At 44.0% G+C, this 17,871-nt stretch carries 19 protein-coding genes; 18 read left to right on the forward strand and 1 reads right to left on the reverse strand.

The genetic code is table 11. The features are described 5' to 3' along the window. The first annotated feature begins 134 nt into the window (after positions 1 to 134). The 11 genes from QVO88_RS01105 to thrC all read left to right on the forward strand — a co-directional run bounded on the left by QVO88_RS01105 (position 135) and on the right by thrC (position 9,983). Positions 135 to 587, forward strand: coding sequence for a peptidase M50 (locus QVO88_RS01105; RefSeq protein ID WP_022286689.1), 453 nt, complete (start codon positions 135 to 137; stop codon positions 585 to 587). A gap of 165 nt (positions 588 to 752) precedes the next feature. Next, positions 753 to 2,606, forward strand: coding sequence for a TIGR03960 family B12-binding radical SAM protein (locus tag QVO88_RS01110; protein ID WP_022286690.1), 1,854 nt, complete (start codon positions 753 to 755; stop codon positions 2,604 to 2,606). Beyond that, positions 2,593 to 3,294: a TIGR03936 family radical SAM-associated protein gene (locus QVO88_RS01115; protein WP_022286691.1), complete on the forward strand. Its 702-nt coding sequence runs from the start codon at positions 2,593 to 2,595 to the stop codon at positions 3,292 to 3,294. Before QVO88_RS01110 ends, QVO88_RS01115 begins: the two co-directional genes overlap by 14 nt. Before the next feature lie 191 nt (positions 3,295 to 3,485). After that, the gene (rplS, locus tag QVO88_RS01120) at positions 3,486 to 3,830 is read left to right on the forward strand and encodes a 50S ribosomal protein L19 (RefSeq protein WP_022286692.1); all 345 of its coding nucleotides are present in this window, start codon (positions 3,486 to 3,488) and stop codon (positions 3,828 to 3,830) included. 448 nt (positions 3,831 to 4,278) lie between these two features. Further along, positions 4,279 to 5,121: a DUF6291 domain-containing protein gene (locus QVO88_RS01125; protein WP_022286693.1), complete on the forward strand. Its 843-nt coding sequence runs from the start codon at positions 4,279 to 4,281 to the stop codon at positions 5,119 to 5,121. Positions 5,122 to 5,239: 118 nt separating this feature from the next. Then, positions 5,240 to 5,875, forward strand: coding sequence for a signal peptidase I (lepB, locus tag QVO88_RS01130; protein ID WP_022286694.1), 636 nt, complete (start codon positions 5,240 to 5,242; stop codon positions 5,873 to 5,875). Then, positions 5,872 to 6,441 (forward strand): signal peptidase I, encoded by a 570-nt coding sequence (gene lepB / locus QVO88_RS01135; protein ID WP_022286695.1) that lies wholly within the window; start codon positions 5,872 to 5,874, stop codon positions 6,439 to 6,441. Before lepB (QVO88_RS01130) ends, lepB (QVO88_RS01135) begins: the two co-directional genes overlap by 4 nt. 20 nt (positions 6,442 to 6,461) lie before the next feature. Further along, positions 6,462 to 7,358, forward strand: coding sequence for a ribosome biogenesis GTPase YlqF (ylqF, locus tag QVO88_RS01140; RefSeq protein ID WP_022286696.1), 897 nt, complete (start codon positions 6,462 to 6,464; stop codon positions 7,356 to 7,358). Position 7,359: 1 nt separating this feature from the next. Then, entirely contained in the window at positions 7,360 to 7,974 is a 615-nt protein-coding gene (locus QVO88_RS01145; RefSeq protein WP_022286697.1) for a ribonuclease HII, read from the forward strand. Beyond that, entirely contained in the window at positions 7,952 to 8,344 is a 393-nt protein-coding gene (locus tag QVO88_RS01150) for a YraN family protein (RefSeq protein ID WP_242991939.1), read from the forward strand. The genes QVO88_RS01145 and QVO88_RS01150 overlap by 23 nt, the downstream gene beginning before the upstream one ends. A gap of 148 nt (positions 8,345 to 8,492) precedes the next feature. Next, complete coding sequence (thrC, locus tag QVO88_RS01155) at positions 8,493 to 9,983, forward strand: threonine synthase (RefSeq protein ID WP_022286699.1); 1,491 nt, start codon at positions 8,493 to 8,495, stop codon at positions 9,981 to 9,983. Between the two features lie 72 nt (positions 9,984 to 10,055). Here the strand turns inward: thrC and QVO88_RS01160 are convergent, their stop codons facing one another. Further along, positions 10,056 to 10,220 (reverse strand): DUF1540 domain-containing protein, encoded by a 165-nt coding sequence (locus tag QVO88_RS01160; RefSeq protein WP_022286700.1) that lies wholly within the window; start codon positions 10,218 to 10,220, stop codon positions 10,056 to 10,058. A 96-nt stretch (positions 10,221 to 10,316) separates the two neighbouring features. Here QVO88_RS01160 and QVO88_RS01165 point away from each other — a divergent pair, with 96 nt between their 5' ends. The 7 genes from QVO88_RS01165 to glyA all read left to right on the forward strand — a co-directional run bounded on the left by QVO88_RS01165 (position 10,317) and on the right by glyA (position 17,778). After that, positions 10,317 to 11,027: a metallophosphoesterase gene (locus QVO88_RS01165; RefSeq protein ID WP_022286701.1), complete on the forward strand. Its 711-nt coding sequence runs from the start codon at positions 10,317 to 10,319 to the stop codon at positions 11,025 to 11,027. A 72-nt stretch (positions 11,028 to 11,099) separates the two neighbouring features. Next, positions 11,100 to 12,380: a trigger factor gene (tig, locus tag QVO88_RS01170; protein ID WP_022286702.1), complete on the forward strand. Its 1,281-nt coding sequence runs from the start codon at positions 11,100 to 11,102 to the stop codon at positions 12,378 to 12,380. Positions 12,381 to 12,443: 63 nt separating this feature from the next. Then, a complete protein-coding gene (gene clpP, locus QVO88_RS01175) occupies positions 12,444 to 13,034 on the forward strand; it encodes an ATP-dependent Clp endopeptidase proteolytic subunit ClpP (RefSeq protein ID WP_022286703.1) in 591 nt (196 codons plus the stop codon). 14 nt (positions 13,035 to 13,048) lie between these two features. Then, positions 13,049 to 14,311: an ATP-dependent Clp protease ATP-binding subunit ClpX gene (gene clpX, locus QVO88_RS01180; protein ID WP_022286704.1), complete on the forward strand. Its 1,263-nt coding sequence runs from the start codon at positions 13,049 to 13,051 to the stop codon at positions 14,309 to 14,311. A 424-nt stretch (positions 14,312 to 14,735) separates the two neighbouring features. Continuing rightward, positions 14,736 to 15,026, forward strand: a complete 291-nt coding sequence (locus QVO88_RS01185) for a hypothetical protein (RefSeq protein ID WP_022286705.1) — start codon at positions 14,736 to 14,738, stop codon at positions 15,024 to 15,026. Between the two features lie 23 nt (positions 15,027 to 15,049). Next, positions 15,050 to 16,312 (forward strand): replication-associated recombination protein A, encoded by a 1,263-nt coding sequence (locus QVO88_RS01190; RefSeq protein ID WP_022286706.1) that lies wholly within the window; start codon positions 15,050 to 15,052, stop codon positions 16,310 to 16,312. A 218-nt stretch (positions 16,313 to 16,530) separates the two neighbouring features. Continuing rightward, positions 16,531 to 17,778 (forward strand): serine hydroxymethyltransferase, encoded by a 1,248-nt coding sequence (glyA, locus tag QVO88_RS01195; RefSeq protein WP_022286707.1) that lies wholly within the window; start codon positions 16,531 to 16,533, stop codon positions 17,776 to 17,778. Positions 17,779 to 17,871: the final 93 nt, after the last annotated feature.

Here is a 17,871-nt window from a genome sequence, read left to right on the forward strand (position 1 = left end):
CGAATATAAATATCTCGGTGATGAACTTGTTTAAGCTAAAAATCAAAAATACGACTTATGGAATTTCATTCAGCTTTTTCTTTGTTATAGCCCTCGTGACGATATGCTCTGCGACCCAAACGGAAAAATTGCTCATGACCCTTGTTAGTTGCGCACTCCACGAACTTGGTCACCTCGTACTTATGACCGCTTTCGGAAGCTCACCGCAAGAAATTGTTGTCTATGGAGGCGGTATCCGCATTACTCCTGATAATAAACAGCTTTCTAAAAATCACGAGCTTGCTGTGCTTTTCGGTGGTGCAGCAGTAAATTTTGCTCTCTGCCTGCTGTCATATCTAACAAGTGGCGGTGGCTTTTTCTGTCAGGTGAATTTTCTTCTTGGTGTGCTGAACCTATTGCCATTTCGCTATTTTGACGGTGGCAGGATACTCGCCTTGCTTGCCAATGGCAAGGTCTGCGAGTTTTTCAGAGCGGTGTTTATACTGCTTACAGCGGTGGCTATGATACATATGATCCTCCACGGCACTGTGAGCGTTTCTTTTGCCGCAACTTTCTGCTTTATCGTCCTCTCCGAAGTCATATATTAACACTTTGCTTATTGCTTTTGTAATAAATTTTTGGTATAATAATATGAAATGCTTATGTATCTGTAGGGGCGAACAGTTCGCCCGTTTCACCTCACTTTGTGTATTGCTTTCGCTTTGCTGGGTGCGGTGAGATAGTACAGACATTCAATATCGGAGGATAAAACTTTGGAAGAATTAAAAAAGAAAATAGAAAAGTTGTTGCTTAAAGTGCAGCGTCCGTCTAGGTATATAGGCGGCGAGGTGGGCAGCGTTGTAAAGGATAAGGATAAGGTGGACGTGCGGTTCGCTTTCTGTTTTCCTGATACTTATGAGGTTGGTATGTCACACCTCGGCATGAAGATACTTTACGGTCTGAAAAATGCCCGTGAAAATTGGTGGTGCGAGCGTGTTTTCATGCCTGAGGAGGACTATAACAAACTCATGCGTGAGAACGATATCCCTCTTTACGCACTGGAGAGCCTTGACCCTATAAAGGATTTCGACTTCATCGGCTTTACGCTCATGTATGAGCTTTCTTATAATAATGTGCTTGAAATGCTCGACCTTGCAGGTGTGCCGGTGCTTGCAAAGGATAGAACTGAGCTTACACCACTTGTTATCGCAGGCGGTCCGTGTGCCTGCAACCCTGAGCCTATGGCTGACTTTTTCGACCTGTTCATTCTTGGCGAGGGTGAGGAAGTCAACGTTGAGCTTCTTGAACTTTATGAGAGAATGAAGCCTTTGAAGCCTACTAAGCAGGAGTTTCTAAGAGAAGCCGCAAAGCTGGAGGGTGTTTATGTTCCGTCTTTCTATGACGTGGATTACAATGAGGACGGTACTGTGAAGTCTATCACGCCAAACGTCCCTGAGGCACCTGCTAGGGTCAAAAAGCGTGTTATAAAGGATTTTGATAAGGTATATTACCCTGAGGGTTTTGTTGTGCCGTTCACTCAGATAGTCCATGACAGAGCGGTGGTTGAGGTACTGAGAGGGTGCATAAGAGGCTGTCGATTCTGTCAGGCAGGCTTTATCTACCGACCTTTCAGAGAGAAAAGCATCGACACCATAAAGAACGAAACAAAGTCCCTTTGTGAGCAGACAGGCTATGAGGAAGTTTCTCTTTCGTCACTGTCAACAAGCGACTATACAGAGATAAACAAGCTTTTGGAAAATCTTGTGGAATATACCGACGGCGAGCAGATAAACCTTTCACTGCCGTCGCTGCGAATAGACAATTTCAGTGAAGAGCTTTTGGAGAAAATAAAGTCCGTAAGAAAAAGCGGTCTGACCTTTGCTCCAGAAGCAGGCACTCAGCGTCTGCGTGACGTCATAAACAAAAACATCACCGAAGAGGAGATAATGCGTACCTGTCGCACTGCCTTTGAGGGCGGATACAGCACTGTGAAGCTTTATTTCATGCTTGGTCTGCCAGAGGAAACGCTGGAGGACGTTGAGGGTATCGCAAAGCTTGCGCAGAAAGTTCTTGACCTTTATTACGAAACACCAAAAGAAAAGCGTGGCAAGAGCGTGCAGATATCAGTTTCTACTGCAACATTCGTACCAAAGCCTTTTACTCCGTTCGAGTTCGAGCCACAGGCAACTCCCGAGGAGATAAAAGAGAAACAGGAACATCTTTTCAAAAGTCTTACAAGCCGTAAGATACGCCTTAGCACTCACCAATCCTATACATCTATATTGGAAGCAGTTCTTGCAAGGGGTGACAGACGCCTTGGTAAGGCGATATACACCGCATGGAAAAAGGGTTGCTATCTTGACGGCTGGGACGAGCATTTCAAGGCTGACAAGTGGCAGGAAGCATTTGAGGAGTGCGGGCTTGATACAAGCTTCTATGCTCACCGCAGACGTTCTTATGACGAGATAGCGCCATGGTCGCACCTTGATTATCTTGTGAGCCACGAGTTTTTCGTTCGTGAGAACAAGAAAGCACATCAGGCAGTGACTACACGAAACTGCAAAGAGGGCTGTTCAGGCTGTGGCATAAAATGCGAATACGGAGGTGTTTACTGTGGCAAACGCTGAGCCGAAGAATGTAAATCTCCGTTTGGAGAGATTTGAATACAGAGCGGTATTTTCAAAAACAGGCAGGGCGAAATACATTTCCCACCTTGACCTTATGAGAGCCTTTCAGCGAGTGTTCAAAAGGGCGCACCTGCCAATATGGCACACTCAGGGTTTCAATCCCCATGTGTATATAATGTTCCCGCTTGCATTGCCCCTTGGCACTGACAGCAGGGTAGAGATAATGGACTTTGCTCTCACCGAGGATATCCCATACAGCGAGGTTTTGGAGCGAATGAATGCACAAACGCCTGTTGGTCTGGAGATAGTGAGCGTTTCAAAGCCTGAGCATAAGCATACCGACATTACAGCGGCGGAGTATGTGGCAAGGCTGAAAACGGATAAGAGCGTACATGAAGTGGCGGAGCTTTTCGGCAACTTCATAGCACTTGACAAGATAGAGATAGAAAAGCGAACCAAGAAAAAGACTATCAATCTTGTGGATATAAAGCCACATATCACAGTGCTTGACAGCAAAGAGCTAGAGGACAGCTTTGAGGTGACATTAAGGCTGCCGTGCGGAAGCTCTTTCAATCTTAATGTGAACGTAGTCATAGACACGTTCTGTGAGCGTTATGGTATAGAAATATCGGAAATTTATACAGAACGTACAAAAATACTCATGACAAATGGCGAAAATTTTATATAAATATCCTTGCAAAAGGTTTTGAGATGTGGTATAATATTAAAGCATTTGAATTACCGTCGGTTCTTCCGACGAGAGTTAATGCCACGCCTTTGAACGAAAGGCACGACATTAAAGCGGGCAGTCCTCTGGCTTTGCAGCGATAGCTGCTATAAAGCGAATGAATGTCTGAAAATATTAAGGAGGAATTTAAAGTGGACGCTTTAAAGCAGATTTCTAATTCAAGCCTTAAATCCGAGGCACCTGTTATCAATGTTGGTGATACAGTAAAGGTACACGTAAGAATTACAGAGGGTGACAAGTCCAGAATCCAGGTATTCGAGGGCACAGTTATCGCTAAGAAGCACGGTGGAATCCACGAGACATTCACAGTTCGTAGAGTAGCTCACGGCTGTGGAATCGAGAGAGTTTTCCCTGTTCATTCACCTGTAGTTGAAAAGGTAGAGGTTGTACGTAGCGGTAAGGTTCGCCGTGCTAAGCTCTATTATCTCCGTGACAGAGTTGGTAAGGCAGCTAAGGTCAAGGAAGCTATCAGATAATTCTTTCTATAAAAAACGAGTCGGCTTTGGTCGGCTCTTTTTTTTATATCCACGACTGAGTTGTTCGCACGATATACGGTAGGGGCGAACAGCGTTCGCCTGCATATATCGCCCGACAATTTTATGATATTCGTACATTCGTTATATTTTCACAAACCATGTAGGGCGTCGTCCCTACAGTTCTGAATTTGTACAAGTTCTGAGCATGGGCGAACACTGTTCGCCCCTACAGATTATTTGGGATAGTTTGTCTTGCCGCAAAATCGCATGACATTTCACCGTCACATTGCACAAAATGTCGGTATTCGATTTGTGCAAACAAATGATTTATATTTTAATTTGGCAACATTTCTGCAATTGTTGCATTTTTTATGCAACAAAACGCCTTTTTTTCTGGATAAGTAGAGGGGGATAATTTCCTCTGCTTCACAGAGAAAGGACGATAAAAATGGCAAAGAATTTTCACACAGACAACAAAGCGTTCATGCTTTACAAAGACTGGGAGGACATTTTTCAGGCGCTTGACAGCAGCGAAGAGATAGGCGAGCTTGTCATGGCGCTGTTTGCTTATGCAAAGAGGGGAGAAACACCAAAGCTGTCAGGCGGAACAAAGATAGCGTTTCTTATGATGAGGGCCGCTATCGAGCGTGACGGCATTGCATGGGAAGAGATGTGTGCTCAAAGGAGCGAGTGCGGTAAAAAGGGCGGCAGACCTAAAAAGTCTGATGAGTCAGGGAATACTGATGAAAAAGCTGAGCAGACAGCTGCATCAGCAGATAATGCAGAAGAAAAACCTCAGGGTATAAATGATACCGCAGAAAAACCAAAAGCTTTTTCACAAACCAAAAGGTTTTCAGAAAAAGCAAAAAAAGCTGATAAAGATATAGATATAGATAAAGACAAAGATACAGATATAGATATAGACAAAGATACAGATAAAGACAAAGATAAAGCTATAGATAAAGAGAAAAAGAAAGACGCAGGGACAGCGAAGTCTGTCGTCAGGTCTTTCGGCACACACAAAAATATAATGCTCACATCAGAGCAGTATAACGAGCTTGAAAGCAGGTGTCGGTCTGTCGGTCTGTCTTTAGAGAGCTATATATCTAAATTATCTCAATGGCTGTTTACCAAGGGCAGGCACTGCACAGACCCATACCGCATAATCTCAGGCTGGCTTGACAATGATTCAAAGAGAAAGACTGCGGCAAAGCCCAAAGAAAGACAAGGCTGCGATCTGTCGTGGTATGATGACTTTGCCATGAATTTTGATCTGTCAAAGTTTTTTTAGGCAATATCAAAAAGAAATTTATCTCACCCCCTTGTAATTTGTTTTGAAATTTGATATAATAAATCTATATGAGTATTTGACGGCTTTTGCCGCCTTTGGATAAAGGATCGAGGCTTTTATGGACGATAATAAAAAATTCGGCGACGTTTCTCAGGAGGATATTGACAAGGCTAAAAAAGCCGCCCCTGACGACCTAAAGGAAAAACAGCCCGTGAATGTTATGGACGAGGTCTTTGAATGGGCTGAATCTTTCGTGTTCGCTATGTTTGTGGTGATCCTGATATTTACTTTTTTCTTCAGGATAGTTCTTGTTCAGGGTCCTTCTATGCGTGAGACCTTGCAGGATCAGGACAGACTTATAATCACTCACATAAATTATACACCCAAAAAGGGCGATATCGTTGTTATCAACAGCGAAAAGCTCGGCAAAACTATAATCAAGCGTGTTATCGGCACCGGTGGAGATAAGGTTGTCGTTGATTATAATAACAACACCGTTACAGTAAACGGTAAGGTCATTTCAAATGACAATATCAGGGAAGCTATGTATAACACAAATCTCTTTGATGAGAAATATGAAGTGGAAGAAAATGTTTTTGAGTATGACGTGCCTGAGGGCAAGCTGTTTGTCATGGGTGATAACAGAAATAATTCCACAGACAGCAGAAGGATAGGCTTTATCGACCCGTCTGACGTGCTTGGTAAGGCAGTTTTAAGGCTTTATCCATTTGACAGCTTTGGTAAGGTAAGTTGAAAAAGCAGGGTAAAAGAGCTGTTGATAATCTGTTCGACTTTCTTGAGATCATAGTCATGGCAATGTTCGTGGTCGTGCTTGTTTTTACTTTTGTGTTTAGAACAGTGAATGTACAAGGACAGTCAATGCAGGACACTCTTTTTGAAAATGATTCTCTTGTTATATCAAAACTGCTTTATACGCCAAAGCAGGGTGATATAGTTGTGGTCAACTCGTCTGTTCTTGACAATAGGATAATCAAACGTATCATTGCCTTAGAAGGGCAAAAGGTCGAGATAGACAACAAGTCGGCTATAGTCAAGGTCAACGGAGCAGTGCTTGATGAGAGCTATATTAAGTGCGACGGCAGCTTTGATGACGAGTATTTTGATGAAAGATACTATAATAAAGAAAGTGAAGTTTATGAATATGAAGTGCCTGCAGGATGTTGCTTTGTAATGGGCGATAACCGAAATCATTCCACAGACAGCCGTGTAATAGGATATGTGCCTTATGACGAGATAGTCGGCAGAGTTCTGTTTCGATTTGCGGCAGGCAATGATGAGGGCATTGGTAAGGTAGATTGAGTTAGAGTAAGGAGGAAGATATGAGCGAAGTATCTCACGTTCAGTGGTTTCCTGGACATATGGCAAAAACACGCCGCATAATGGCGTCAAATCTAAAGCTTGTGGACGCAGTTGTGGAAATAACTGACGCTCGTATCCCGTTTTCAAGCAGAAACCCTGAAATGAAGCGTATCGTAGGCTCAAAGCCAAGGCTTGTGCTTCTCAACAAGGCTGATTCAGCCGATCCGGAAGTAACGGCAATGTGGCTCGACTATTATGCAAAACAGGGGATCACAGCACTTGCTACAGATTGTAGGAGCGGCAAAAACGTAAGCAAGTTTTATGGAAAGCTCAAAGAGCTTTTAAAGGACGATATTGAGAAATGGAATGCCAAGGGTATGTCTGGCAGACCTATAAGAATAATGATAGTCGGTATACCAAACGTTGGTAAGTCGTCATTTATAAACAGACTTGCAGGGTCAAGGCTTGCAAAAGTTGAGGACAGACCCGGTGTTACAAGAGGTAAACAGTGGGTGAAGCTTGACGAGGGCTTTGAACTTTTGGATATGCCAGGTGTGCTGTGGCCTAAGTTTGAGGATAAGCTTGTTGGCGAAAGGCTCGCATTTACAGGTGCAGTCAAGGACGATATCATGGACATGGAATATCTTGCCTGTCGTCTGCTTGAGTTTTTGAAAGAGAACTATCCTGAGCTTATCGAGAAACGTTATGGCATCAGAACAGATGATATAGAGCCTGCTGACGAGGAAACCATCGGCTGTGTGGTAGGCTTTGAGCTTCTTGAAAGAATAGGCAGAAAGCGTGGCTTTTTAGTTTCTGGCGGAGAGATAAATACCGAAAGGGCAGCCATTACAGTTATGGACGAGTTCAGAAACGGTACTCTCGGCAGACTTACTCTTGAAAAGCCAAAGGGGTATTGATATGACGCTCAGCGAGTTTGACAACGAGATAAGAAAAGATCATAACGTGGTGTGCGGCTGCGATGAAGCCGGCAGAGGTCCTCTTGCAGGAGATGTGTTTGCAGCGGCTGTGATATTTGATAAGGACACAGTTATAGAGGGGATAAACGACAGCAAAAAGCTTACAGCGAAAAAGCGTGAGGAGCTTTTTGATGAGATAATGGAAAAAGCAGTTGACTTTTCTATACAGACCGCAACAGTGGAAGAGATAGAGGATATAAATATACTTAACGCCGCAATGCTTGCAATGAAAAGAGCGGTGGAGGATATGGACACAAAGCCTGACGTTTGCCTTATCGACGGGAACAAGACCCCTGAGGGGCTTGAATGTCCTGCCATAGCGGTGGTAAAGGGAGATGCCAAAAGTCAGGCAGTGGCGGCGGCTTCAATTCTTGCAAAGGTCGCAAGGGACAGGTATATGGAGCAAATGGCTGAACAATATCCTGAGTATCGGTTTGAGAAGCATAAGGGCTATGGCACAAAGCTCCACTATCAGATGATAGACCAGTATGGACCATGCGGTATACATAGAATGAGTTTTCTCAAAAAGTATTATGCAAAGAAAAATGGGCATTGACCATACCCAGCGCCGAAAGGCGGGCAATATCGGGGAGGACGCAGTTTGCGGCTTTCTTGTAAGACACGGGTATGAGATAATAAAGAGGAATTTTACCGTCAGAGGCGGTGAAATAGATATAATCGCAGAGAAAGCGGATATCATAGCCTTCGTGGAGGTCAAAACTAGGGAGCATGGCTCTCTTACCTCCGCTGAAGAGGCTGTTGATCCGGTCAAGCAGCGGCGTATCGTTCAGACAGCACAGGCTTTTTGTAAGGGGATTTTAGAGCCTGTGTGCTGTCGGTTCGATGTTGCGGCGGTGGAGCTGGAGAACGGCAGAGTCAAAAAGCTGAGATATTATGTGAACGCTTTTGATGCAAGTATGAAATAAAGACCATGGGTCGGATATGCCGAACGAACTGTGTCTGTAGGGGCGAACACTGTTCGCCCGTGACGTGGAATGTTAGACGTTATCTGAACAAATGGTCTGTAAATAGCCGACACCTGTCGGACATCTAAAACAAGAAGGGTTGTTGTTTATGTTTTACAAAAGTACAAGAAACAGCGAAGTAAAGGTTTCGTCTGCACAGGCGATAGCACAGGGCATTTCTGAGGACGGCGGTCTTTTCGTTCCGTCTGAGATACCTGCCATAACACTTGATGATATCAAGGCTCTTGGCGAAAAAAGCTACGCTGAGAGAGCATTTTTCGTTTTCTCAAAGTACCTCACAGATTTCACAGAGGCTGAGATACGCTACTGTGTAGAGGGTGCTTACAACACAAAGAATTTCGATACTGACAATATTGCAGAGCTTGCTCACCTTTTTGACGGCACTTATATGCTCGAACTGTGGCATGGTCCAACTTGTGCATTTAAGGATATGGCTCTCCAGATACTTCCATATCTGCTCACAACTTCTATCAAGAAGCTTGGCGTTGACAAGAAGGTAGTTATCCTCGTTGCTACATCAGGCGACACTGGCAAGGCTGCTCTCGAGGGCTTCAAGGACGTTGAGGGTACAGAGATACTCGTGTTCTATCCTGAGGACGGCGTTTCAGCTATGCAGAAAAAGCAGATGACAACTCAGGAGGGCGGCAACGTCGGCGTTTGCGCTATCAAGGGCAACTTTGACGACGCTCAGACAGGTGTTAAGACTATCTTCACAAGCAAGGAAACTGCCGACAAGCTTGCTGAGAACGGCATGATGTTCTCCTCTGCAAACTCTATCAACTGGGGCAGACTTGCACCACAGATAATCTATTATGTATCTACATACGCTCAGCTTGTTGCTGACGGCGAGATCGAGCTTGGCGACAAGATAAATATAGTTGTTCCAACAGGCAACTTCGGTAATATCCTTGCAGGCTACTATGCAAAGCATATGGGCGTTCCTGTTAATAAGCTTATCTGCGCTTCAAACGCAAATAACGTCCTCACAGACTTTATAAAGACAGGTATTTATGACAGAAATCGTCCGTTCCATACAACTATCTCACCTTCTATGGATATCCTTATCTCTTCAAACCTTGAAAGACTTCTCTATCACCTTAGTGGCTCTGATGACGCTCAGATAAGAGAGTGGTTCGGCAGCCTTTCTAAGACTGGCAGATATGAGGTAACAGACGAAGTGAAGAAGGCTATCGCTGACGAGTTCTATGCAGGCTGCTGCGACGATGAGCAGACAAAGGCTTGCATTAAGGAGATCTATGACGAGTATTCATACACTTGCGACACTCACACAGCCGTTGCAGTGAAGGTGTACAAGGACTATGCGGCTGCTACAGGCGACAAGACAAAGACTGTTATCGCTTCAACAGCAAGCCCATATAAGTTCTCAGGCTCTGTTCTCGCAGCTATCGGTAAGGATACAAACGCTGACGAGTTCGGTCTTGTTGACGAGCTTGCCGAGGTTTCAAAGATACCTGTCCCTGCTTCACTTGCTGCACTTAAGGATAAGGAAGTAAGATTCACAAAGGTAATCGACAAGGCTGATATGAAGGACTACATCTACTCAGCTCTGGGTATTTGATATGTACCCGTCCGACTATTGTCGGGCGGAGGTCAGCGCACAGCGTATGTCCACTGACCATGGCGAGGGGAATTAGCCTCTTGCCTTGAATGTCTTGCACTCTGTTTCGTCACAGCAGTTAGGGTCGGTGCAGGTACAGCCTACATTGATCTTGCCTGCGGTACATTCGCAGTTGTTGCTGTTGTAAACGCAGTTGTCTACGTTGCAGTGGATACCGTAAATTCTATCCTTCTCCATTTGTACATCGCTCCTTCTGCAGCTTTTTGCTGCAAAAGTAGTATGTGCATGAGTGGTCGGGATAATACATGAAGTTTCTGGAATGGAGGAAAAACCGTGAGCCTATTTGCCATTGCCGACTTGCATTTGTCGCTGGGTACAGATAAACCAATGGATATATTCGGTGGCTGGTCTGACTATGTGACAAAGCTTGAAACAAACTGGCAGAACAAAGTTCGTCCTGAGGATACTGTGGTGATACCGGGTGATATCTCGTGGGGAATGAATTTTGAGCAGTCGAAAAAAGACTTCGAGTTCATAAATAAGCTCAACGGCAGAAAAATAATATCCAAGGGCAATCATGATTATTGGTGGAACACCAAGAATAAAATGGATAAATTTTTCGCAGAAAACGGTTTTGATACCATAAATATCCTGCATAATAATCATTACAGCTATGATGGCTACGGCATATGCGGAACGAGAGGCTGGATAAGCGATAATGGTGAACCTGCAGATCAGAAGGTTCTGGCAAGGGAAGCAGGCAGACTTGCACTCTCTATCGAGTCTGCGCAAAAGGCAGGCTTAGAGCCTGTGGTGTTTTTGCATTATCCGCCGCTTTTCGGCAATAGCTGCAATTATGATATGCTTGAAGTGCTTCATAAATACGGCATAAAAAAGTGTTTTTACGGACACCTTCACGGAAGAGCCCACGCTTATGCAATAAACGGCACTCGTGACGGAGTGGAATATCGGCTTATAGCTAGTGATTTCTTGCATTTTGACCCATTGGACATAACGAAAATTGTGCAAAGTGACAATTTATAAAAAAATGCTGGAAATGACAATATATTTGTGCTATAATGTATAAGATACATTTATATAATGGAGGAATAATAAATGAGTTTAAAAGCTACAAACAATGTTGAAACCAATAAGTACGAGCTTGAGATCGAGATCTCTGCTGAGGATTTTGAGGCTGCAATAGAGAAAGCTTATCTTAAAGCAAGAAAGAATATCGCTATGCCTGGCTTCCGTAAGGGCAAGGCTCCTAGAAAGCTTATCGAAAAGGAATATGGCGAGCAGGTATTTTTTGAGGACGCTGTAAATCTTCTGTACGCTCCTGTTGTAAACGGCGCAGTTGAAGAGTCAGGTCTGGAACTTGTTACTCGCCCAGAGGTAGAGGTAACTGAGATCAGCAAGGAAAACGGTGTAAAGCTCAAGGCAACTTGCATCACAAAGCCTGAGGTTGAAGTTAAGGACTATAAGGGTATAGAAGTTGAAAAAGTTGTCAATCCTGTAACTGATGAGGATATCAACAAGCAGCTTGACGCTCTCAGAGAGAAGAATGTAACAGTTGAAACTGTTGACGACAGAGCTGCCGAGAACGGTGACGACGTTGTTATAGACTTCGAGGGCTTCAAGGACGATGTTGCTTTCGAGGGTGGTAAGGCAGAAGATTTCACACTGTCACTTGGAAGCGGTCAGTTCATTCCTGGCTTTGAGGATCAGATCGTTGGTCACAACGCCGGTGAGGATTTCGACATCAACGTAACATTCCCTGAGGAGTATCAGGTAAAGGAACTTGCAGGCGCACCTGCTGTATTCAAGATCAAGCTCAAGAGCATATCAAAGAAGGTTATGCCTGAGCTGGACGATGATATGGTAAAGGATTCAACAGAGTTCGATACAGTTGACGAATACAAGGCTGACGTTAAGAAGAAGCTTGAGGAAGCTAACGAGAAGCACGCTGATTCTGAGGTAGAGGCTAAGATATTCGATAAGGTCATCGAGAACATGACAGCAGAGATCCCACAGGTTATGTTTGACAACAGAGTAAACGAGATGATCAGCGAGCTGGAGCAGAGACTTGCACCACAGGGCATCTCACTTGATCTCTATATGCAGTATACAGGTCAGACTATCGACACTGTAAAGAAGGCATATGCTGAGCAGGCTGAGAAGCAGGTCAAGCTCAGACTTGCACTTGAAAAGATCGCAAAGCTTGAGAATATCGAGGTAACTGAGGACGAGCTTAAGGCTGAGTTCGATAAGCTTGCTGAGGCTTACAAGCTTGACGTTGACCAGATCAAGCAGTTTATCCATGATGACGACCTTAAGAAGGATATTGCAGTTGGCAAGGCTGTTGACATTATCAAGGACGCAGCAGTTATAAAGTAAGATAATTTATGCTTTCGCCCGCATGACCTTATGCGGGCGAAAATAGATTAAGGAGGCAATTTTATGGCATTGGTACCTTATGTAGTGGAACAGACAAGCAGAGGCGAGAGAAGCTATGACATTTATTCCCGCCTGCTCAATGACAGAATAATCATGCTCTGCGACCAGATAGATGACGCAGTGGCAAGCGTAGTAGTGGCACAGTTGCTTTATCTTGAGGGACAGGATCCTGAAAAGGATATCGACCTTTATATAAACAGCCCTGGAGGAGTAATCACTGCCGGCATGGCTATCTATGATACTATCCAGTATATCAAGTGTGACGTGTCAACTATATGCATGGGTATGGCTGCTTCAATGGGTTCATTCCTGCTTTCAAGCGGCACAAAGGGTAAGAGATTTGCTCTGCCAAACAGTGAGATACTCATTCATCAGCCTCTTATCGCAGGCGGCGGAATTTCTGGTCAGTGTACAGATATCAAGATACATTCTGACCACATGGTAAAGACCAGAGAGAAGCTCAACAGGATACTTGCCCAGAACACAGGCAAGCCTATCGAGCAGATCAACATCGACACTGAGCGTGACAATTATATGACAGCTCAGGAGGCTCTTGAATACGGTCTTATCGACAAGGTAATAACTAACAGATAGGTTCGGTGAAATAAATGGCTAATGATACAATAAGAAAATGCTCGTTCTGCGGCAAGCCTGAGGACAAGGTTAGAACACTTTTTTCAGCAGGCACGAGCCACATTTGTGACGAGTGTGTACTTTATTGCTATAATGTTCTGGCTGAGCAGGAGGGACTTCCTACAACTAAGCAGCGTGGCAAGGGTAAAAATGCAGCTGACAGCGGTATAACCCTTAAGAAGCCTGCGGAGATAAAGGCAGTTCTTGATGAGTATGTTATCGGGCAGGAGGAAGCAAAGATAGCGCTTTCTGTTGCGGTATACAATCATTACAAGAGAATCTTGTCACTTAATGACGATGATGATGTAGAGATACAGAAAAGTAACGTTTTGCTTCTTGGACCAACAGGAACAGGAAAGACTTTGCTTGCACAGACTTTGGCAAGGCTTCTGAACGTGCCTTTTGCTATTGCTGATGCTACTACGCTCACAGAGGCAGGCTATGTAGGTGACGATGTTGAAAACGTGCTTACAAGGCTTATTCAGGCGGCAGATTATAATGTTGAAGCGGCTCAGAACGGTATTATTTATATCGACGAGATAGATAAGATATCAAGAAAATCGGAGAACGTTTCTATCACAAGAGATGTAAGCGGTGAGGGCGTACAGCAGGCGCTTCTTAAGATAGTAGAGGGCTGTGTGTCCAATGTGCCTCCACAGGGTGGCAGAAAGCACCCGCATCAGGAGTTCATACAGATAGATACTAAAAACATTCTGTTTATCTGTGGCGGAGCTTTTGAGGGACTTGACAGTGTTATCAAGAAGCGTACAGAGTCATCATCACTTGGTTTTGGCGGAAAGGTCAAGAGCAAGGAAGATGATAACAATGTGATGAAGAGGGTAGTACCACACGACCTTGTGAAGTTCGGTATCGTACCGGAGCTTGTGGGCAGACTTCCTGTTATCACGGTCCTTGACGAGCTTGATGAGGACGCACTTTGCAGGATCTTGACAGAGCCAAAGAACTCGCTTATCAAGCAATACACGAAGCTTTTCAAGCTTGACAACATCGATTTTGAGATCACAGAGGACGCAAAGCGAGAGATAGCCAAGAGGACTATTGAAGAAAAGACAGGAGCAAGAGGACTTAGGGCGATAGTTGAGAAGATACTCACAAAGCTCATGTTTGAAGCGCCATCTGATGATGAGATAGTTGGCATAAAGATTACGGCTGAATGTGTTCGTGGCGAAGCAGAGCCTGAGATAACTCGTGCGGTAAGCTCGGCCAGAAAGAAATAATAGTACAAATCTTTGTACAGATAAATGAGAGGTGGAGTATTCTGCCTCTTTTTTTGTTGCATTTCTGCATTATCCGCACATTATTTATTTGTTTAACAAACCATGTAGGGGCTGGCGCCCTCGACAGCCCGCTTTTTGGACGTTACATCTTGTGATTTATTACACAAACTTTGAGAAAACGCTCAAATTGTGGTAGGGACGAGCATTGTTCGCTCGTTTCGGTCGCTTGCATAAATTTGTCACAATCAAAAAAATTCGACACTTCGATATCGGGACGTCGGGGGCGCCGTCCCCTACATTTTGTTGTTTACGATACGAGTTCATGAAGCTAATGGGCGACACTCCCCACTTTGACCGCTTTTTCCCTTGAATTATGCGGAAATATGTGCTATACTAAAGAAAATACACTATAGGGGGTATCCATATGAATGAACTTATCCAACAGTTTATTACTGACGAAGTCACTGCTCTCACTTACTCCGACCTTTGGAACTTCGTCAACTCCAACTCCATTTGCCGTGGTACTTTCGAGGGCAATAATCACATTATCATGAAAATCTCCTCTAATCAATTCATTATTTATCGCATTTGCCTTGGTATGGAAAACACCAAATATCAGGAAGCTGTTCTTGTTGCAAAAACCTACCTGCTTAAAAAGATAAACAGCATGGCTTATCAGCTTCATTTAGAGGATATTCAGAACATTTTAGACTAATTGCTTTTTAAGGAGATCATAAAATGAGTGTGCCTTTGGCTGAACGAATTAGACCCAAAACCCTTGATGATATTGTGGGACAGACCCACCTGTTAGGCGAAAATAAACCTCTCAGGCGTATTATCGAAAGCGGTAAAATACCGAATATGATTTTTTATGGTCCGTCAGGTGTTGGCAAAACTACGGTCGCAAGAATGATAGCAAATAATGCTAATATGACTATGCATAAGCTTAACGGCACAAGTGCTTCTATTGCTGATATCAAGCAGATAGTTGCTGAAACTGAAACGCTCAGCGGCATTAATGGTATCTTGCTTTATCTTGACGAGATACAGTATCTTAACAAAAAACAACAGCAATCGCTTCTTGAATACATTGAAAACGGCAAGATAACTCTTATCGCTTCTACCACTGAAAATCCGTATTTTTATGTGTACAATGCTATAATCAGCCGTTCAACTGTGTTTGAGTTCAAGCCGCTGACTTCGGAGGAGATCTTGCCTGCAATAAAGCGTGCTTTTCAGCTTATGGCTGATGAGTTGGGGCTGAAACTGCGTCTTGAAAATGGTGTGTTGGAGCATATCGCAAGGGGCTGTGGTGGTGATGTGAGAAAGTCAATAAATACAGTGGAGCTTTGCATACTTTCGGCAGATAATGACGGTGAAAAGCTCACCGTGAACCTTGATAATGTGAAGCTTCTTACTCAGCGTAGCAATATGCGCTATGACCGTGCAGGCGATGAGCATTATGATATTCTGTCGGCTTTGCAGAAGTCCATAAGAGGTTCTGACGAGAACGCCGCACTTCATTATGCCGCACGGCTTATTGAAGCAGGGGATATCATTTCTCTGTGCAGACGGCTGCTTGTTATCGCAAGTGAGGATATAGGACTTGCGTATCCTATGGCGGCGGTAGTGACGAAATCCTGCGTTGATTCGGCATTGCAGTTGGGACTGCCTGAAGCAAGGATACCATTGGCGGAAGCTGTGGTTCTTCTTGCCACTGCTCCAAAATCAAATTCTGCTGAATCAGCAATAGACGCAGCTTTAGCAGATGTTAGAAATGGTGATTTTGGAGATTATCCACGGCATTTGCAGAATAAACATTTTGACGGCGAGGGCGCAAAAGTGAAAGGACAGCACTATCTTTATCCTCATGACTATCCAAACCATTGGGTAAAACAGCAGTATCTGCCTGATAAGCTTGTGGGGAGGACTTATTATCAGTATGGTGAGAATAAGACGGAGCAAATGGCGAAAGCGTATTGGGAGAAGATAAAGAAGTGAGAAATGGAAAAAAACGAAAAGAGCGAAGCAATTTTGCGGCAGTAAAACCTATTCTCCACAAAAATTAATCGCCGCAGGCGATACCTTAATTCCTCACTCCTCACTCCTCATTCCTCACATTCCTCACTATAAAAAATTTTCGTTGACATCAAAAGAAAAATACGCTATAATAAAAGAGAACGGAATGTCCGTAAAATTTTATGATGGGAGTAATTTCGATGAAAATAATGGATACTATCGGCTTTGTTGAAAATGTCGATAAAGAAGTCGGCGAAGCAATGGAAGCCGAGCTGGCAAGACAGAGAAGAAATCTTGAGCTTATCGCAAGCGAAAATATCGTTTCACCTGCCGTTATGGCTGCAATGGGTTCTGTGCTTACTAATAAGTATGCTGAGGGATATTCTGGTAAGAGATATTATGGCGGCTGTCAGTGCGTTGACGTTGTGGAGGATATAGCTGTTGAAAGAGCCTGCAAGCTTTTCGGCGCTAAGTATGCTAACGTTCAGCCACATTCCGGCGCTCAGGCTAACACTGCTGTCTATTTTGCTCTTCTTAAGCCAGGTGACACTGTTATGGGTATGAGCCTTGACGCTGGCGGACACCTTACACACGGCTCACCTGTAAACCTTTCAGGTAAGTATTTTAATTTTGTTCCTTACGGCGTAAATGACGAGGGCTATATCGACTACGAGGCTCTCTACAAGCAGGCTAACAAGTGCAGACCTAGACTTATTGTTGCCGGTGCAAGTGCTTATCCAAGAGCTATCGACTTCGAGAAGCTTTCTGAGATAGCAAAGGCTGTCGGTGCATATCTTATGGTAGATATGGCACATATTGCAGGACTTGTTGCTGCAGGCTGTCATCAGTCACCAGTACCATATGCTGACATTGTTACAACAACAACACATAAAACTCTGAGAGGACCAAGAGGAGGACTTATACTCACAAACAACGAGTATATAGCTAAGAAGATAAATTCTGCTATTTTCCCAGGCACACAGGGCGGTCCTCTTATGCACGTTATCGCTGCAAAGGCAGTTTGCTTTGGCGAGGCTCTCAAGCCTGAGTTCAAGGCGTACGGTGAGCAGATCGTAAAGAATGCACAGGCTCTTGCAAAGGGACTTCTTGACAGAGGATTCAATCTCGTATCAGGCGGCACAGACAATCACCTTATGCTTGTTGACCTCAGACCTTTCCACATTACAGGCAAAGAGTTTGAGAAGAAACTTGACGAGGTTTACATCACTGTAAACAAAAATGCTATCCCTAACGACCCTGAGAAGCCATTTGTAACAAGCGGTGTAAGAGTTGGTACAGCGGCAGTTACCACAAGGGGACTTGTTGAGGAGGACATGGACGTTATTGCAGAGTGTATGTATCTCACAGCAACAGACTTTGACAATAAGGCTGATGAGATCAGAGAAAAGGTAAACGCTATCTGCAAGAAATATCCACTTTACGAATAATTGTACGGATCTATATACTGTTGATACACAAAGGGAGCGGCTTAGGCCGCTCCCTTTTTCTCAATAATATATGAATAAATCTCTCTTTTGGTT

Origin of the sequence: Ruminococcus sp. CAG:57 (assembly GCF_000435935.1) — a bacterium.
In the GTDB taxonomy this organism is placed as follows: Bacteria; Bacillota; Clostridia; order Oscillospirales; family Ruminococcaceae; genus Hominimerdicola; species Hominimerdicola aceti.

What these genes read in the sequence shown, in the direction of transcription:
- QVO88_RS01145 (WP_022286697.1), top strand. Translation starts at nt 7,360, where the DNA reads ATGACGCTCAGCGAGTTTGACAACGAGATAAGAAAAGATCATAACGTG.
- QVO88_RS01105 (WP_022286689.1), top strand. Translation starts at nt 135, where the DNA reads ATGACCCTTGTTAGTTGCGCACTCCACGAACTTGGTCACCTCGTACTT.
- QVO88_RS01185 (WP_022286705.1), top strand. Translation starts at nt 14,736, where the DNA reads ATGAATGAACTTATCCAACAGTTTATTACTGACGAAGTCACTGCTCTC.
- lepB (WP_022286694.1), top strand. Translation starts at nt 5,240, where the DNA reads ATGGACGATAATAAAAAATTCGGCGACGTTTCTCAGGAGGATATTGAC.
- thrC (WP_022286699.1), top strand. Translation starts at nt 8,493, where the DNA reads ATGTTTTACAAAAGTACAAGAAACAGCGAAGTAAAGGTTTCGTCTGCA.
- QVO88_RS01150 (WP_242991939.1), top strand. Translation starts at nt 7,952, where the DNA reads ATGCAAAGAAAAATGGGCATTGACCATACCCAGCGCCGAAAGGCGGGC.
- clpP (WP_022286703.1), top strand. Translation starts at nt 12,444, where the DNA reads ATGGCATTGGTACCTTATGTAGTGGAACAGACAAGCAGAGGCGAGAGA.
- ylqF (WP_022286696.1), top strand. Translation starts at nt 6,462, where the DNA reads ATGAGCGAAGTATCTCACGTTCAGTGGTTTCCTGGACATATGGCAAAA.
- QVO88_RS01160 (WP_022286700.1), bottom strand. Translation starts at nt 10,220, where the DNA reads ATGGAGAAGGATAGAATTTACGGTATCCACTGCAACGTAGACAACTGC.
- QVO88_RS01125 (WP_022286693.1), top strand. Translation starts at nt 4,279, where the DNA reads ATGGCAAAGAATTTTCACACAGACAACAAAGCGTTCATGCTTTACAAA.
- glyA (WP_022286707.1), top strand. Translation starts at nt 16,531, where the DNA reads ATGAAAATAATGGATACTATCGGCTTTGTTGAAAATGTCGATAAAGAA.
- tig (WP_022286702.1), top strand. Translation starts at nt 11,100, where the DNA reads ATGAGTTTAAAAGCTACAAACAATGTTGAAACCAATAAGTACGAGCTT.
- QVO88_RS01190 (WP_022286706.1), top strand. Translation starts at nt 15,050, where the DNA reads ATGAGTGTGCCTTTGGCTGAACGAATTAGACCCAAAACCCTTGATGAT.
- clpX (WP_022286704.1), top strand. Translation starts at nt 13,049, where the DNA reads ATGGCTAATGATACAATAAGAAAATGCTCGTTCTGCGGCAAGCCTGAG.